14 protein-coding genes are annotated in these 15,052 nt (G+C 71.2%); 9 read left to right on the top strand and 5 right to left on the bottom strand.

The features are described 5' to 3' along the window. The first annotated feature begins 149 nt into the window (after positions 1-149). Together AB0E91_RS06710 and hutH are read left to right on the top strand one after the other, a co-directional pair. Entirely contained in the window at positions 150-1,292 is a 1,143-nt protein-coding gene (locus tag AB0E91_RS06710; RefSeq protein WP_361776239.1) for a GGDEF domain-containing protein, read from the top strand. A gap of 129 nt (positions 1,293-1,421) precedes the next feature. Further along, positions 1,422-2,960 carry a histidine ammonia-lyase gene (gene hutH, locus AB0E91_RS06705; RefSeq protein WP_361777324.1) on the top strand — a complete coding sequence of 513 codons (1,539 nt, stop codon included), beginning with the start codon at positions 1,422-1,424 and terminating at the stop codon, positions 2,958-2,960. A gap of 104 nt (positions 2,961-3,064) precedes the next feature. Here the strand turns inward: hutH and AB0E91_RS06700 are convergent, their stop codons facing one another. Then, on the bottom strand, positions 3,065-3,826 hold the full coding sequence (locus AB0E91_RS06700) for a hypothetical protein (RefSeq protein ID WP_361776236.1): 762 nt from the start codon (positions 3,824-3,826) through the stop codon (positions 3,065-3,067). Positions 3,827-3,880: 54 nt separating this feature from the next. Next, on the bottom strand, positions 3,881-4,663 hold the full coding sequence (locus AB0E91_RS06695; RefSeq protein ID WP_361776233.1) for a TetR/AcrR family transcriptional regulator: 783 nt from the start codon (positions 4,661-4,663) through the stop codon (positions 3,881-3,883). A gap of 95 nt (positions 4,664-4,758) precedes the next feature. Between AB0E91_RS06695 and AB0E91_RS06690 the strand changes: the two genes are divergently transcribed. Next, positions 4,759-6,204 (top strand): DHA2 family efflux MFS transporter permease subunit, encoded by a 1,446-nt coding sequence (locus AB0E91_RS06690; RefSeq protein ID WP_361776230.1) that lies wholly within the window; start codon positions 4,759-4,761, stop codon positions 6,202-6,204. A gap of 174 nt (positions 6,205-6,378) precedes the next feature. Here AB0E91_RS06690 and AB0E91_RS06685 read toward each other — a convergent pair whose 3' ends face one another. After that, entirely contained in the window at positions 6,379-6,726 is a 348-nt protein-coding gene (locus AB0E91_RS06685) for a hypothetical protein (protein WP_361776227.1), read from the bottom strand. Positions 6,727-6,836: 110 nt separating this feature from the next. Between AB0E91_RS06685 and AB0E91_RS06680 the strand changes: the two genes are divergently transcribed. The 4 genes from AB0E91_RS06680 to AB0E91_RS06665 all read left to right on the top strand — a co-directional run bounded on the left by AB0E91_RS06680 (position 6,837) and on the right by AB0E91_RS06665 (position 10,996). Continuing rightward, on the top strand, positions 6,837-7,181 hold the full coding sequence (locus AB0E91_RS06680; RefSeq protein WP_161182469.1) for a hypothetical protein: 345 nt from the start codon (positions 6,837-6,839) through the stop codon (positions 7,179-7,181). A gap of 214 nt (positions 7,182-7,395) precedes the next feature. Further along, positions 7,396-8,643: an Ig-like domain-containing protein gene (locus AB0E91_RS06675; protein ID WP_361776222.1), complete on the top strand. Its 1,248-nt coding sequence runs from the start codon at positions 7,396-7,398 to the stop codon at positions 8,641-8,643. Positions 8,644-8,782: 139 nt separating this feature from the next. Then, positions 8,783-10,258: an ABC transporter permease gene (locus AB0E91_RS06670; protein ID WP_361776219.1), complete on the top strand. Its 1,476-nt coding sequence runs from the start codon at positions 8,783-8,785 to the stop codon at positions 10,256-10,258. A gap of 54 nt (positions 10,259-10,312) precedes the next feature. Beyond that, on the top strand, positions 10,313-10,996 hold the full coding sequence (locus AB0E91_RS06665) for an ABC transporter ATP-binding protein (protein WP_361776216.1): 684 nt from the start codon (positions 10,313-10,315) through the stop codon (positions 10,994-10,996). A 66-nt stretch (positions 10,997-11,062) separates the two neighbouring features. Here the strand turns inward: AB0E91_RS06665 and AB0E91_RS06660 are convergent, their stop codons facing one another. Then, a complete protein-coding gene (locus tag AB0E91_RS06660) occupies positions 11,063-11,953 on the bottom strand; it encodes a helix-turn-helix transcriptional regulator (RefSeq protein ID WP_361776213.1) in 891 nt (296 codons plus the stop codon). Between the two features lie 186 nt (positions 11,954-12,139). Between AB0E91_RS06660 and AB0E91_RS06655 the strand changes: the two genes are divergently transcribed. Then, complete coding sequence (locus AB0E91_RS06655; protein WP_361776210.1) at positions 12,140-13,183, top strand: NAD(P)-dependent alcohol dehydrogenase; 1,044 nt, start codon at positions 12,140-12,142, stop codon at positions 13,181-13,183. 272 nt (positions 13,184-13,455) lie between these two features. Continuing rightward, complete coding sequence (locus AB0E91_RS06650) at positions 13,456-14,352, top strand: hypothetical protein (RefSeq protein WP_361776207.1); 897 nt, start codon at positions 13,456-13,458, stop codon at positions 14,350-14,352. Positions 14,353-14,377: 25 nt separating this feature from the next. Here AB0E91_RS06650 and msrA read toward each other — a convergent pair whose 3' ends face one another. Then, the gene (msrA, locus tag AB0E91_RS06645) at positions 14,378-15,043 is read right to left on the bottom strand and encodes a peptide-methionine (S)-S-oxide reductase MsrA (protein WP_361776204.1); all 666 of its coding nucleotides are present in this window, start codon (positions 15,041-15,043) and stop codon (positions 14,378-14,380) included. Positions 15,044-15,052: the final 9 nt, after the last annotated feature.

Raw genomic sequence — 15,052 nt, 5'->3', positions numbered from 1 at the left:
TCGGCTTGCGCGCCGTTGTGGCTGGTCGCGCAGTTCCCCGCGCCCCCAAGAGAAACTCGCCGCGCTTTACAGGTCAGCCCACTCCGCACAATCCACCTGATCGCCCCGCCAGAGTCACCAGCATCCCATTTGCTGCCTAACCTGGAGTAATGGGTGAGGACGAGCGGCTTGTCGCTGTGGTGGCGCTGGCTCAGGGGATGGCGGCGGCGCGTACCGGGCCGGAGTCGTGGCGGGCGGCGGCGGTCGGGGCGTGTCGGGCGCTCGACGGGAGTTTTGCCGCGCTGTCGGTGTGGGAGCGGGGGCTGGGGCGGCTGCGGGTGCTGGTGAACGTGGGGGAGCGGGCGGAGGACGAGGAGGAGTTTCCGGAGGCGGAGGCGTATCCGGTGCACCAGTTCCCGGAGATCACCGAGTTTCTGCACGAGCGGTGGGCCGGGGGCGGCGGACCGAACGCGTGGGTGGAGACCGCGCGGGGGCCTGCCGCGGGTACTCCGGGCTACTTCCACCAGCGGGTCGCCGCCCTGCGCCGCCGGGGCCGGGGCTGCTGTGTCGTGGCGCCGATCGTGCTGCACGGCAGGGCGTGGGGCGAGCTGTATGTGGCGCGGGCGGCCGACGCGCCGGTGTTCGACCGGGGCGAGGCCGACTTCGCGACCGTGCTCGCGGCGGTCGTGGCGGCGGGCATCGCGCAGACCGAGCGGCTGGAGGAGGCGAACCGGCTCGCGTTCACCGACGCGCTGACCGGTCTCGCCAACCGGCGGGCCGTGGACGTACGCCTTGAGGAGGCCATCGAGCGGCATCGTGTGGAGGGTGTGCCCGTCAGTCTCGTCGTCTGCGATCTGAACGGGCTGAAGAGGGTCAACGACACGCATGGGCACGCGGTCGGGGACCGGTTGCTGGAGCGGTTCGGTTCGGTGCTGTCGCTGTGCGGGGCGATGGTGCCGGGGGCGCTCGTGGCGCGGCTCGGCGGGGACGAGTTCTGTCTGCTCGCGGTGGGGGCGCCCGCCGACGACGTGGTGAAGGCGGCCGACGAGCTGTGCCGCAGGGCCGGGGAACTGGAGCTGGGCGAGGGCGTGGCGTGCGGGGTGGCCTCGACGGAGGACCCGATCGGGCCGGTGCGGGACGCGCGGCGGCTGTTCCGGCTGGCGGACGCGGCGCAGTACCAAGCCAAGGCGGAGCGGGCCGACCGTCCGGTGGTGGCGGGACGGGAGGGGCCGGACGATCCGGTGGTCCGGCTGGCCGACGAGGCGTCGCCCGCCCGTCCCGAGCGCCGTCGCTTCCGGGGCCGGCTGCCGTGAGCCGCGGAGCCCGGCGTCGTGAGTGACGGAGCCCGTCGCCGTGAGCGGGAGCACAGGAGAAGTAAGGGGTGAGACCGCAATCCACTGGTGACAGCGCGGAATTCAATGCGTACGCTCCTGAATATGGATATGCACACTGTGGTGGTGGGGACCTCCGGCGTGACCGCGTCCGACGTGCTTGCCGTGGCGCGCGGTGGAGCCCGCGTCGAGCTGTCGGCCGAGGCGGTGGCGGCCCTCGCGGCCGCCCGCGAGATCGTCGAGGCGCTCGCCGCGAAGCCCGACCCCGTCTACGGCGTCTCCACCGGCTTCGGCGCCCTGGCGACCCGGCACATCAGCCCGGAGCTGCGCGCCCAGCTCCAGCGCAACATCGTCCGCTCGCACGCCGCCGGGATGGGTCCGAGGGTCGAGCGCGAGGTCGTGCGGGCGCTGATGTTCCTGCGGCTGAAGACCGTCTGCTCCGGGCACACCGGCGTCCGCCCCGAGGTCGCGCAGACCATGGCCGACGTGCTGAACGCCGGGATCACCCCCGTCGTGCACGAGTACGGCTCGCTCGGCTGCTCCGGCGACCTCGCCCCGCTGTCCCACTGTGCGCTGACCCTCATGGGCGAGGGCGATGCCGAGGGCCCGGACGGCACCGTGCGCCCGGCCGGTGAGCTGCTGCGTGAGCACGGCATCCAGCCCGTCGAGCTGCGCGAAAAGGAGGGGCTCGCCCTCCTCAACGGCACCGACGGCATGCTCGGCATGCTGATCATGGCCCTCGCGGACCTCGACACGCTCTACAAGTCCGCCGACGTCACCGCCGCCCTCAGCCTGGAGGCGCTGCTCGGCACGGACAAGGTCCTCGCCCCCGAGCTGCACGCCATCCGCCCGCACCCGGGCCAGGCCGACTCCGCCGCCAACATGCTCGCCGTGCTCAAGGGCTCCCAGCTCACCGGGCACCACCAGGACGACGCGCCCCGTGTGCAGGACGCCTACTCGGTGCGCTGCGCGCCGCAGGTCGCCGGTGCCGGACGCGACACCATGGCGCACGCCCGCCTGGTCGCGGAGCGCGAGCTGGCCGCCGCCGTCGACAACCCCGTCGTTCTCCCCGACGGCCGGGTGGAGTCCAACGGCAACTTCCACGGTGCCCCGGTCGCCTACGTCCTCGACTTCCTGGCCATCGCCGCCGCCGACCTCGGCTCCATCGCCGAGCGCCGTACCGACCGGCTGCTCGACAAGAACCGCAGCCATGGTCTGCCGCCCTTCCTGGCGGACGACGCGGGAGTGGACTCCGGGCTGATGATCGCGCAGTACACGCAGGCCGCGCTGGTCAGTGAGATGAAGCGGCTGGCCGTACCGGCCTCCGCCGACTCCATCCCGTCCTCCGCGATGCAGGAGGACCACGTCTCCATGGGCTGGTCGGCCGCGCGCAAGCTGCGTACCGCCGTGGACAACCTGACGCGGATCGTCGCCGTCGAGCTGTACGCCGCCACCCGCGCCGTCGAGCTGCGCGAGGGCCTTGCGGCCGCGCCCGCCTCGCGGGCCGTCATCGACGCCGCGCGGGCCGCCGGGGTCGAGGGGCCGGGTCCGGACCGTTTCCTCGCGCCCGACCTGGCCGCAGCCGAGGCGTTCGTCCGCGCGGGCGGCGTCGTCGCGGCCGCAGAGACGGTCACCGGGCCGCTGCGGTAAGGAAGTTGAGGGGGAGGAGGGGCTGCGTCCGACGGCGGGGCCCCTTCCCGTCGGCGCGGCTCGCCCCCTGGCCGTCAGCGCGGCTCGCCCGCCCCCTCCGTCCGTCAGCGCAGCTTGGCCGACTGCGCGCCGATCACCCGGGCCGGGACCGCGTACGCCCGACGCGCCATCATCGCGCCGACGTTCATCGTCATGTACGTCGCGAGGGTGCTGCCGTGGCGGACCACCTGGAAGTGGACCGAGTTCTCACCGGCCGTGTCATCGCTCGCCGAGCCCCCGCCCGTCGCCGCGAAGGCCACCGACTCCTCGCCCGTGTCCGAGGCGTGCTCCGGGGTGAAGGCGGTGAACGCGCGCCGTTCGCCGGGGCCGGTGCCGCCGAAGCCGTCCGCGCAGGCCCGTACCGCGCCGGAGACCGAGCGCAGTGCACGGTGGGCGCCGTCGCCGCCGTAGGAGGCGAGGGTGATCACGGTGACGTCGCGGTCCATGCTCCGGCGCACGGCGTCCTTCAACTCGCCCTCGGACAGGCCGTCCAGGGCCGTCGCGTGGGTCTCCGGGGCGCCCTTCTCCGCCGCCGTGCGGCTGACCTGGGCCGCCGGGGTGCCCGGCGCGGTACCGGCGAGGAGCGGGAGCAGGGGGCGGCACGCGGCCTCGGCGGACGTGGGCGGATCACCGGCGGTGGTGCCGGGGTCGGTGGGCCGTATCTCGTAACCGGGCAGCTCGCCCTCGGCTATGACCAACCGGTCCAGTGCGGCGGCGTTCGGCACCCGGCCGCGCGTGCCCGAGCCGGAGCAGCCCGTGACGAGGGCGACGGACAGCGTGCTCACGGCGGCGGTGGCGCACAGCCGCACGCCCGGTGATCTCCTCATGGGGCGGACTATGCGCGCTCGGTCAAAGGATCGTCAAACGGACGTATGTCATATTCACCGATCCGAGGCCCCCAGCCCGTCGATCATCAGGCCGATGGTGAAGTCGAAGCGGTCGTGGACGGTTCCGGCGGTCAACTCGGCGGCGTAGCGCTTGGTCTGCGGGAAGGTGTCGGGCAACGCGGCGAAGCGGCGCAGCAGTTCGTCGCGGCCGACCACCCAGCCGTCCGCACCCGGGGCCTCGCCCGCGCCCGAGCCCGTGCCCGCACCCGGTTCCCCACCGCGGTCGACGCGGCTGTTCGCGAGGGAGACCTCCAGGCTGTAGGCGTTGACGTAGAGCATCAGGGAGTCGATGGCCCAGGCGGCGGCCTGGGGGGCGATGCCCCCGGCGAGCAGGATGGCGAGCATCCCCTCGCCGACGCGCAGGGTGTCCAGGTTGGACGGGGCGGCGGCGAAGGCCGCCTGGGAGATGCCGGGGTAGCGCAGGTACTGGTCGCGCAGCCGCGTGCAGACGTCGGTGATCTGCCGCCGCCAGTGGGCAGGGTCCGGCTCGGGCAGCTCGATCTCCGCGCACAGCCGGCCGATGAGCAGCTCGTCCAGGTCCTCCTTGTTGACCACGTGGGCGTAGAGCGAGGACGGTCCCGTCTCCAGCGCGGTGGCCACGCGCCGCATGGTCAGGGCCGCGTAGCCCTCCCGCTCCACGATGCCGAACGCGGTGTCGATGATGGCGTCGACCGTGATCGGCTTCTTGCGCCCGCCGGACGGCCCGCGCCGCGTCGCGGAGGTGCTCGGTCCGGCGCCGTGCCGTGCTGCGCGCCGTTGCTGCGGAGTCGGTGACATGGGGGCAGTCTAGCCAACTCGGCGAACAGTGTTCTACGTCACTTGGAGCGAGGTTCGTGTTGTTACGAACACTGTTCCAGAGTAGAACGGTGTTCGTGTCCATCAATCAGCGCACCTCCGAAGCACCTCCCGCCACCGCGTCGCCCCTGCGTACCGCGTGGCTCGTTCTCGTCGTCGTGGTCCTGGCCGACGTCATGGATCTGATCGACTCCAGCGTCGCCAACCTCGCCGGACCCTCCATCCGCGCCGACCTCGGTGCCGGTCAGGTCACCGTGCAGTGGGTCTTGAGCGCCTACACCGCCGCCTTCGCGCTCGGCCTCGTCACCTCGGGGCGGCTCGGTGACCTGCTCGGCAGGCGGCGGCTGTTCCTGCTCGGCATGACCGGCTTCACCCTGGCCTCGCTGGCCTGCGGTCTCGCGCCGGACGCGGTCTTCCTGATCGTCGCCCGCACGCTCCAGGGCCTGTTCGGATCGGTCATGATCCCGCAGGGCCTCGCCCTGGTGAAGGTCGTCTTCCCGCCGAAGCATCTGCGCCGGGCGCTCGCCCCGGTCGGCCCGCTGATGGGACTGACCATGGTGGGCGGCCCCATTCTGGCGGGCTGGCTGCTCCACCTGAACCTGTTCGGCGGCCAGTGGCGCCCGATCTTCCTGATCAACGTGCCGTTCGGCGTCGCCGCCCTGCTTCTCGGCCACCGCGTCCTGCCCCACCGTGGCGGCGAGGACCGCACCGCCCGGCTCGACCTCACCGGTGTCGGCCTGCTCACCGCCGCCTCCGCCCTGCTGATCGTCCCGCTCATCCAGGGCCGCGACCTGGGCTGGCCCGCCTGGACCTACGTCATGATGGCGGGCTCGGCCGTCGCGCTCGCCCTGTTCGTCGCCTCCCAGCGGCGCAGCGACCACCCGGTCATCACGCCGTCACTGTTCCGCAAGCGCGGCTTCGTCGCCGGACTCGCGGTCGTGGCCGGGTTCTACGCCTCGCTCAGCGCGTTCGTCCTCGTCGTCAACCTGCTGCTCCAGCAGGGCCTGGGCTGGACCCCGCTGCGCACCGGGCTCACGCTGATCCCCTGGGCGCTCGGCACCGCCGTCGCCGTCCTGCTCGCGGGCGCCGTACTGGCCGAGAGGCTGGGTCGCGCGAGCCTGCGCCTGGGGCTGTCGATCGCCGTGGTGGGCCTGCTCGCCCTGTGGTGGTCCGTCGCCCACCGGGGTGCGGACCTCACCGTCTGGACACTGGCCCCCGCACTGCTGGTCACCGGCTTCGGCTCGGGGCTGGTGTTCGTCCCGCTGGTCGACTTCATCATCGGCGACGCCACTCCCGAGGAGGTCGGCACCGGCGCGGGCCTGCTCAACGCCGTCCAGCAGTTCGCGGGCGCGATAGGCGTCGCCGCCCTCGGCACGGTGTTCTTCGCGCGGGTGGGGAGCGGATCGGTGTCGTCGTACCTGGCCGCGGCCGGGCTGGTCCTCGGCATCGCCGCCGCGCTGAACGTCGTCACGCTGCTGCTGGTGGGCCTGCTGCCCCGGCACGCGCAACGGGCGCACGGCTGAGGGCGCGGGTATTTCCACGGGGCGGAAGGAGTATGGCCGGAATTACCGCTCCGGGAAAAGGGGCGGTTCCGGTGATTCCGGAAACCGCGGCCTCGTAAGCCCCTGGAGCCTCAAGAACCCCGGGGGACCTCAGGAGCCCCCGAATCCCCGGCGGCCCCGGAAACCCCGGAATCCTCAGAAACCCAGCCGTTCCCGGCGTACCGAATACACCACGAACCCCGCGCCCACCGCGAGGAGCAGCGTGCCGGTGACGACGTACGGCGTGGTGTCGAAGCTTCCGGTGTCGGCGAGTTCGGTCTCCTCCGGGGGTTCGGCCCCCTCCGGCACCTCCCGCCCGGTGTCGGCGGACACCGTGGCGGTCTGCTGGGTGATCCGCGTCGAGGAGTCGGCGACGGCCGACTGCTCCACCACGTTCTTCGGGAGACCGTCCTGGGACGCGTTCGCGGACGGGACGAACCACAGAGCGCACAGCAGCGTGCCCGCGGCGGTGGCGGTCAGCAGCGGACGGCGAGCGGATGACACGGAATATCGATCCCCCTTGCGGCACTGGCGAATTGGCCGTGTGGAGCGATGTTAGTGAAAATCGCGGGTCACAGGAAAGTCACGACAGGTTTCGGCTCTAGGCTCTCGGCATGGACGCTGAAAAGACATCACGTTTTGTACGGCTTCAGGTGGAGCTGATCCTGGAGGTGACCGCCGAGGACGAGCTGACGCAGGCCGCGATCAACCGCCTGGCCGGCGATCCGGACGTCCCGGAGAGCGAGCGGGCGCACGCCGAGTCCGCTGTGACGGAAGACACCGAAGAGGCTCTGGCGTATCTCGTCGATCCGTTCGGGCTGGTCAGCGGGGTACCCGGGGTGGAGCTCCAGCAGGCCTCCTGGTCCAGCGAGCAGATCGACTACGACCCGGATTCGCCGGAGTGGGACCTGGACGAGGATGATGGGGCGGACGACGACGAGAAGGACGGCATCGGCTGAGCGTCCCGGGGCATGTGTGAACCCGGACGGCAACCACCGTCCGGGTTCTCTCGTCTGTAACAGGAGAGCACGGCGCATCCCGGCCCCTTCGCGGGAGCGTGGCGTGTCCCACAACTCCCCGGAACGGGGAACGGGACGGTGTGGCCGTGACGTTGAGATCTTCCAGCAGGGACTCTCGGGGTTTTCGGATTCGGCAACGATGGAGAAGCGTGTGATGACGGACAGTAAGCGGCGCAAGGGCCTCACGGTCGCGTCCGCACTGCTCGGTGGTGTGCTCGTACTGACGGGCTGTTCCGGCGGCGGTGACGCCAGTGCGGCGGACGGCGGCGAAAGCTCGCAGGCCAAGGCCGACGAGGCCGCGGCGGCGAAGTCGTCCGAGGCAGCGATCACGATCACGCCGAAGGACGGCTCGAACAACGCCTCCATCAACAACTCGGCCACCGTCAAGGTCGCCAAGGGCGAGCTCACCGATGTGCACATGACCACCTCGGACGGTCATGACATCGAGGGCGCCCTCGCGGCCGACAAGCTGAGCTGGAAGCCGAACGCCCAGCTGGAGCGCTCGACCACCTACAAGATCTCGGCCGAGGCGAAGGACTCCAAGGGCCGCGTCGCCCACGAGAACGCCTCGTTCACCACGGTCGCCCCGGCCAACAGCTTCATAGGCAACTTCACCCCGGACAACGGCAGCACCGTCGGGGTGGGCATGCCCGTGTCGATCAACTTCGACAAGGCGATCACCAACAAGTCCGCCGTGCAGAAGGGGATCACCGTCTCCTCCAGCAGCGGTCAGGAGGTCGTCGGCCACTGGTTCGGCGCCAACCGCATCGACTTCCGCCCGGAGACGTACTGGAAGGAGAACTCCACCGTCACGCTGAAGCTGGCGCTCGACGGTGTCGAGGGCGCGAGCGGCGTCTACGGCGTCCAGCAGAAGACGATCACCTTCCACATCGGCCGCAACCAGGTCTCCTACGTCGACGCGGCGACCAAGCAGATGAAGATCACGCACAACGGTCAGGTCATCAAGCAGATCCCGATCTCGGCCGGTTCGCCCGAGAACAAGACCTACGCCGGCATCATGGTCATGTCCGAGAAGTTCAAGCAGACCCGCATGAACGGCGCGACGGTCGGCTTCACCGACGACGACGGCAAGGGCGAGTACGACATCAAGGACGTGCCGCACGCCATCCGCCTCACCAGCTCCGGCACCTTCCTGCACGGCAACTACTGGGGCGCGAAGTCCATCTTCGGCAGCGTGAACACCAGCCACGGCTGCGTGGGTCTGTCCGACACCAAGGGCGCCAACGACCCGAACACCCCGGCCGCCTGGATGTTCAACAACTCCCTGGTCGGTGACGTGGTCGTCATCAAGAACACCGGCGACAGGACCGTGTCCCCGGACAACGGCCTCAACGGCTGGAACATGGACTGGGCCCAGTGGAAGGCCGGTTCGGCCGCCTGATCCCACCCCTCTTCCGACAGACCCGAGCGCGCCGGTGCCGCCCTTCTCACAAGGGCGGCACCGGCGTTTTCCGGCGCTTCTCATCCCGCTCTCAGCGCGGCCTCAGCAAGCCATCAGGCAGCTTCCCTACCGTGCCGCCATGTTCTTCACCTACCTGAGGCGCGAACTGCGCCGCCGCAGAAAGGCGGCCCTCGTCGTCGCCTCCGGGCTCGCCCTGGGCATAGCCCTGGTCATTGTGGTCAACTCCGTGTCCAGCGGCATGAGCACGGCCCAGGACAAGGTGCTCCAGTCGCTGTACGGCCTGGGCACCGACATGACCGTCACCAAGGCGTCGTCGCCGAGCTCCAGCGGCTCCGGCCCCCGCTTCAAGTTCGACGCGCGCGGCAGCGACGACGACTCGCAGCAGAGCAGTGACCGCGTCATGGTGCAGGGCTTCACCACCCTCTCCTCCTCGACCGTCTCCAAGGTCGCGTCGCAGAAGGGCGTTTCGGAGGCCGTCGGCGGCCTCAGCCTCAACGTGTTCAAGGTCGACGGGCAGTTCACCCGGGGCCAGTTCCAGCAGAACGGCGGCTCCGGCGGCGGCCGTTCGCGCGGTTCCGGCCAGCCGCAGGGCGAAGTCAAGGGCGGCGGCGCCAACTTCGGCATCAACCAGTACACCGTCTTCGGCACCGACGTCACCCGCACCGCCCTCGGCCCGCTGTCCTCCTCCAAGCTGACCAGCGGCCGTACGTTCAAGACGTCCGAGACCGACGCGGCGGTGGCCGTCGTCGACTCGGCGTACGCCAAGGAGAAGAAGTACAAGGTCGGTTCGACCGTCACGGTCAAGGGCACCAAGTTCCAGGTGATCGGCATCGCCACCGCCGACAGCGGCGACGCGGCGGCCAACCTCTACATCCCGCTCAAGCGCGCCCAGACCCTCGCGGACGAGAAGGACAAGGTCACCACGGTCTACGTCCGGGCGACCGACTCCCAGCAGATCTCCGCCGTCAAGACCGTCATCCAGAAGAACGTCTCCGGTACGACGGTCACCACCTCCGCCGACCTGGCCAAGACGGTCTCCGGCTCGCTCTCCACCGCCTCCTCCCTCGCGACCAAGGTCGGCCGCTGGCTCTCCATCGCCGTGCTGATCGCCGCGTTCCTGGTCGCGGGTCTGCTGACCTCGGCCGCCGTCTCCCGCCGGGTGCGCGAGTTCGGCACGCTGAAGGCGCTCGGCTGGAAGTCGGGCCGGGTGGTGCGCCAGGTGGCCGGTGAGGCCATGGTCAACGGCCTGGTCGGCGGCGCCCTCGGTATCGCGCTTGGCCTGGCCGGTGCGTACGCGGTCACCGCGATCAGCCCCACTCTGCAGGCGCAGCTCGGCAGCACGGGCGGCGGTTTCGGCGGGGGCGGCGGCGGTTTCGGGGGCGGCGGTTTCGGCGGTGGCGGCGGCGGTGGCTTCGGGGAGCGCGGCCGGCAGGCGGCGAAGACCCTGGAGGTCGCCCTGACCGCCCCGGTCAGCGTCACCACCATCGCCCTCGCGGTGGGCCTCGCCGTGGCCGGCGGTCTGGTCGCCGGCGCCTTCGGCGGCTGGCGCGCCTCCCGGCTGCGCCCGGCGGACGCCCTGCGGCGCGTGGAGTAGCGACCGCGGCCCCAGGCCGTGTCCGCCCACCCCGAACCCCTCCCAGGAGCCCCCATGTACGAACTGAGAAACGTCACCAAGCGCTACACCCGCGGCAAGGACACCGTCCTGGCCCTCGACGGCGTCGACCTCACCATCGGTGCCGGTGACCGGCTGGTCATCCAGGGCCCCACCGGCGGCGGCAAGTCCACGCTGCTCCAGATGCTGGGCGCGCTCGACCGGCCCACCTCCGGTGAGGTCGTCCTCGACGGCACCGATCTGGCGAAGCTCTCCGAGGCCCGGCTGACGAAGGTGCGCAGCGAGAGCATCGGCTTCGTCTTCCAGTCCTTCAACCTCATACCGACGCTCACCGCCCAGGAGAACGTCGAGACCGCCCTCGTCCCCCTCGGCGTCAAGACCAAGCAGCGGCGCGAACTGGCCGCCGAGGCGCTGGAGTCGGTCGGCCTCGGGGAGCGCCTCGGACACCTCCCCTCGGAGATGTCCGGCGGCCAGCAGCAGCGCGTCGCCATCGCCCGCGCGCTGGTCAAGAAGCCCAAGGTGCTGCTCGCCGACGAGCCGACCGGCAACCTCGACGAGAGCATGCGCGACGAGATCATGGACGTACTCGAACGTCTGTGGAAGGAGCAGGGGCTGACCTTCGTCATGGTCACCCACGACTCCGCGATCGCCCGCAAGGCGCCGCGCCTGGCGACGATCCGCAAGGGGAAGATCACCGTGCGGGAGAACGCGGACGCCTGACGTGGGGGGCACCCGGGCAGTCGCCCCGGGTGCCCGCCTGGTCCACGGCTGTTCCGCCGCGCGGCTCTACAGCGTGGCGCGGGCCGCGTCTGTGCCCCAACTCGACAGCAGGCGCAGGGACTCGGCCGAGGGGGAGCCCGGTTCGGCGTGGTAGGTGACCAGGGAGAGGTCCGGGTCGCCGGTGGCGCGGAAGCTCTCGAAGCTGAGGGCGAGCGGGCCGACCAGCGGATGGTGCAGCTGCTTGAGGCCGTGGCACTGTTCCTTGACGTCGTGGGTGGCCCAGAGCCTGCGGAACTCCTCGCTCTTCACCGACAGTTCGCCCACCAGCGCCGACAGCCGGGGATCGTCCGGGCAGCGGCCCGCGTCCATGCGCAGCGCGCACACGATGTCGATCGCCTTCTGCTCCCAGTTCACGAACAGCTCGCGGTACGGCGGGTGCAGGAACACCAGCCGCGCCCAGGTGCGGTCGGCGGGGGCCAGCCGGGCCCAGTCGCCGAAGAGGGCCGCCGCCATCCGGTTCCAGGCGAGGATCTCCGAGCGGCGCCCGACGATGTACGCGGGCACCGAGTCCATCGCGTCGAGGAGCTCGCGCAGCGCGCCCCGTACCTGCGGCTGCCGGGCCGCGGGCCGCTTCTTGTGCGCCTTCGGCCGGGCCAGGTGGATCAGATGCGCGTGCTCGGCGTCGGTCAGCCGCAGCGCGCGGGCGATGGAGTCCAGCACCTCCGCCGAGACGTTGCGCCCGTTGCCCTGTTCCAGGCGGGTGTAGTACGCCACCGAGACCCCGGCCAGCTGGGCCAGCTCCTCGCGGCGCAGCCCCGGCACCCGGCGCTGCCTGCCGAAGCCGGACAGGCCCACGTCGTCCGGCTTCAGCCGGGCCCGCCTGCTGCGCAGGAACTCGCTCAGCTCGGCCCGCCGGTCCAGGGCCGGGCCGCCGCCCGCCTCCGGCTGTTCGTCCATATGGCCAGTATCCGTGCCTACGCCTGTGCGTGGGTCCGGGAGCCTGACCTTGCCAGTGGTAGGCACGGCGGTCGTACGCAAAGGGGAGGACTGGGCACCCCGGGGCCACCGGGGGCAGGCTGGAAGAGTGCCCGGACCGGACCCCGGCCGGGCAGGTACCACCACCCCCACCAGGAGAGTCCCGGCATGACCACTGTTGCCGCGTACGCCGCACCCGCCGCCAAGGCCCCGCTGGAGCGGACCACCATCGAGCGACGGCCGGTCGGCGATCACGACGTACTGATCGACATCCAGTTCACCGGCATCTGCCATTCCGACATCCACCAGGCCCGCGACGGCTGGAGCGAGGGCATCTTCCCGATGGTCCCCGGCCACGAGATCGCGGGCGTGGTCGCCGAGGTCGGCCCCGAGGTGACCAAGTTCGCGGTCGGCGACCGGGTCGGCGTCGGCTGCATGGTCGACTCCTGCCGCGTGTGCGAGAACTGCGAGGCGGGCCTGGAGCAGTACTGCACCGGCACGGGCACCGTCTGGACGTACAACGCGGTCGGCAAGGACGGCGAGCCCACCTACGGCGGCTACTCCCAGAACATCGTCGTGAACGAGGACTTCGTCGTCCGCGTCCCCGACGGGCTGTCCCTGGACGTGGCCGCGCCGCTGCTGTGCGCGGGCATCACCACGTACTCGCCGCTGCGGCACTGGGGCGCGGGCCCGGGCAAGAAGGTCGCGGTCGTGGGCCTCGGTGGCCTCGGCCATGTCGCCGTCAAGATCGCCCACGCGCTGGGCGCCGAGGTCACCGTCCTGTCGCAGTCCCTGCGCAAGCAGGACGACGGCCTCCGTCTCGGCGCCGACCACTACTACGCCACCGGCGACCCCAAGACCTTCGAGGAACTGGCCGGCACCTTCGACCTCATCCTCAACACGGTCTCGGCGCCGCTGGACTTCGCCGCCTACGCGTCCCTGCTCCGCACCGACGGCACCCTCGTCAACGTCGGCCTCCCCGAGGAGCCCGTCCAGATCACCCTCCAGTCCCTCTTCGGCCACCGCCGCAGCCTCAGCAGCTCCGGCATCGGCGGCATCGCCGAAACCCAGGAGATGCTCGACTTCTGCGCGGCGCACGGCATCGGCGCCGAGATCGAACTGATCGCCGCGGAAGAGATCAACGACGCCTACGAGCGCGTCCTGAACAGCGACGTCCGCTACCGCTTCGTGATCGACACGGCGACGATCTGACAGGCGTCGGCTCGGTCCGATCCCTCACCCGAGAGGGATCGGACCGGGGTCGTACCCCGTCCCGCACGGCGAAGTCGGCCTCCAGGTCGACGAGCAGCACATGCGCCGGCGCGGTCTGCGGGGGCGAGCCCCCGCCGGGGCGGTTCGTGCGCACCGAGACCTCGGTACACCAACTCGACAGCCATGACACTCCCCGCCCCACTACTGTCGGCAACGAACCGCCGCGCGTAACAGCGTGAGTGGAGGCGGCCGAGGTCAGAGGGGGTATGGCGATGATCCGGCAGGCGGGCTTCTACCGGGAGCTGCACGGTGCGGGGGACGCGTCCGCTCCGACACCCTCGCTCCGGCGGGCGGTGGCGGAAGCGCGGGGGCGGGACCGGGAGGTCGACGAGGACCGGATCGTCGCGTACCTGCGGTCGGGCACCGAGATCTTCTCCGCCATGGGAGCGGAGCGGGACCTCATCACCGACGACGAGTGGATCACCGGTGCGGGCAGTCTGGTCACCGACGGCACGTGGCTGTGGCCGGTGGAACTGGCGCACTGCGTCCGCCGACATCATGTGCCGCTGCCCCCGGAGTTCCTCGCCCACATCCGAAGCAACGCCCACACGAGCCCGCCGGTCGCTCCCGAGCACGCGCTTCGTATCGTCGAGGCCCACTTCGCCCGACGCCCCGCCCCAGCCCCGCGTCCCTACCTGATCTGGTACCGGCCGCCCTCACCTCCGGCCCCGCTGCCCGCCCTCCTCCACGCAGCGGGCCTCTCGGTCACGTCCCCCCACACGGGCCGTCCCTTCGGCTTCCGCCGCAAGCGGCAGGGCAGGCCGGAGCCGCTCCTGGGTACCGCCCGAGAACTGGGAACGACCCTCGCCGACCCCGGCTACGAGGAAACCGAGTTCTACTGCTGGCAGGGCTCCACCCACGCCCTCACCACCGAGGTCCGCCGCGTGACCGCGACAGCCGAGCGTCTGACGTTCCGCATCCCCGACGTCCGCACGACCGACCCCGACCAGCTCCTCCCCGCCCTCCTCCACCAACTCGTCCAGAACCCCTGCCTCGGCTATGTGACCGATCCCATCGGCTTCTCCGCCACGGAGGACTGGGACACCGCACTGCTGCAGCCGGACCACCTGCTACCCGTCCACCCGCACACGGTTGTCCACCGGCCCTAGCCCACGGCCGAGGCGGGGGAGGAGATCAGCCCTCCGCCGGAGCCACCCCGATCGGGCACGACACGCCCGTGCCGCCGATGCCGCAGTAGCCTGCCGGGTTCTTGTCCAGGTACTGCTGGTGGTAGGGCTCGGCGGGGTAGAAGGCGCGGCCTTCGGCGGGGAGGATTTCTGTGGTGATCGTGCCGAGGCCGGAGGCGGTGAGGACCTTCTGGTAGGCCTCGCGAGAGGTTTCCGCGGCGGCTGCCTGGGCGGGGGTGTGGGTGTAGATGGCGGAGCGGTACTGGGTGCCGACGTCGTTGCCCTGGCGGAAGCCCTGGGTGGGGTCGTGGGACTCCCAGAAGGTCTTCAGGAGGCGGTCGTAGGAGATCACCGCGGGGTCGTAGACCACGCGGACGGCCTCCGTGTGGCCGGTCAGGCCCGAGCAGACCTCTTCGTACGTCGGGTTCTCGGTGTAGCCGCCCTCGTAGCCCACCAGCGTCGTGTAAACCCCCGCCGGGAGCTGCCAGAACTTGCGCTCCGCGCCCCAGAAGCAGCCGAGGCCGAAGTCCGCGACCTCCAGGCCCTCGGGGTACGGGCCGAGCAGCGGGGTGCCGAGGACGGTGTGGTGGTCGGGGACCTCGAAGGCGGGCACGGTGCGCCCCGCCAGCGCCTGCTCAGGGGTGGGCAGCTGCGGTGTGCGGCCGAAGAGCATGGGGTCTCG

The sequence above is a fragment of the Streptomyces sp. NPDC026659 genome, from assembly GCF_040638245.1.
GTDB lineage: Bacteria > Actinomycetota > Actinomycetes > Streptomycetales > Streptomycetaceae > Streptomyces.
Note: the sequence above shows the minus strand (reverse complement) of the source record. Positions and strands in the feature narration are given on the sequence as shown.

What these genes read in the sequence shown, in the direction of transcription:
- AB0E91_RS06710 (WP_361776239.1), top strand. Translation starts at nt 150, where the DNA reads ATGGGTGAGGACGAGCGGCTTGTCGCTGTGGTGGCGCTGGCTCAGGGG.
- hutH (WP_361777324.1), top strand. Translation starts at nt 1,422, where the DNA reads ATGCACACTGTGGTGGTGGGGACCTCCGGCGTGACCGCGTCCGACGTG.
- AB0E91_RS06700 (WP_361776236.1), bottom strand. Translation starts at nt 3,826, where the DNA reads ATGAGGAGATCACCGGGCGTGCGGCTGTGCGCCACCGCCGCCGTGAGC.
- AB0E91_RS06695 (WP_361776233.1), bottom strand. Translation starts at nt 4,663, where the DNA reads ATGTCACCGACTCCGCAGCAACGGCGCGCAGCACGGCACGGCGCCGGA.
- AB0E91_RS06680 (WP_161182469.1), top strand. Translation starts at nt 6,837, where the DNA reads ATGGACGCTGAAAAGACATCACGTTTTGTACGGCTTCAGGTGGAGCTG.
- AB0E91_RS06675 (WP_361776222.1), top strand. Translation starts at nt 7,396, where the DNA reads ATGACGGACAGTAAGCGGCGCAAGGGCCTCACGGTCGCGTCCGCACTG.
- AB0E91_RS06670 (WP_361776219.1), top strand. Translation starts at nt 8,783, where the DNA reads ATGTTCTTCACCTACCTGAGGCGCGAACTGCGCCGCCGCAGAAAGGCG.
- AB0E91_RS06665 (WP_361776216.1), top strand. Translation starts at nt 10,313, where the DNA reads ATGTACGAACTGAGAAACGTCACCAAGCGCTACACCCGCGGCAAGGAC.
- AB0E91_RS06660 (WP_361776213.1), bottom strand. Translation starts at nt 11,953, where the DNA reads ATGGACGAACAGCCGGAGGCGGGCGGCGGCCCGGCCCTGGACCGGCGG.
- AB0E91_RS06655 (WP_361776210.1), top strand. Translation starts at nt 12,140, where the DNA reads ATGACCACTGTTGCCGCGTACGCCGCACCCGCCGCCAAGGCCCCGCTG.
- AB0E91_RS06650 (WP_361776207.1), top strand. Translation starts at nt 13,456, where the DNA reads ATGATCCGGCAGGCGGGCTTCTACCGGGAGCTGCACGGTGCGGGGGAC.
- msrA (WP_361776204.1), bottom strand. Translation starts at nt 15,043, where the DNA reads ATGCTCTTCGGCCGCACACCGCAGCTGCCCACCCCTGAGCAGGCGCTG.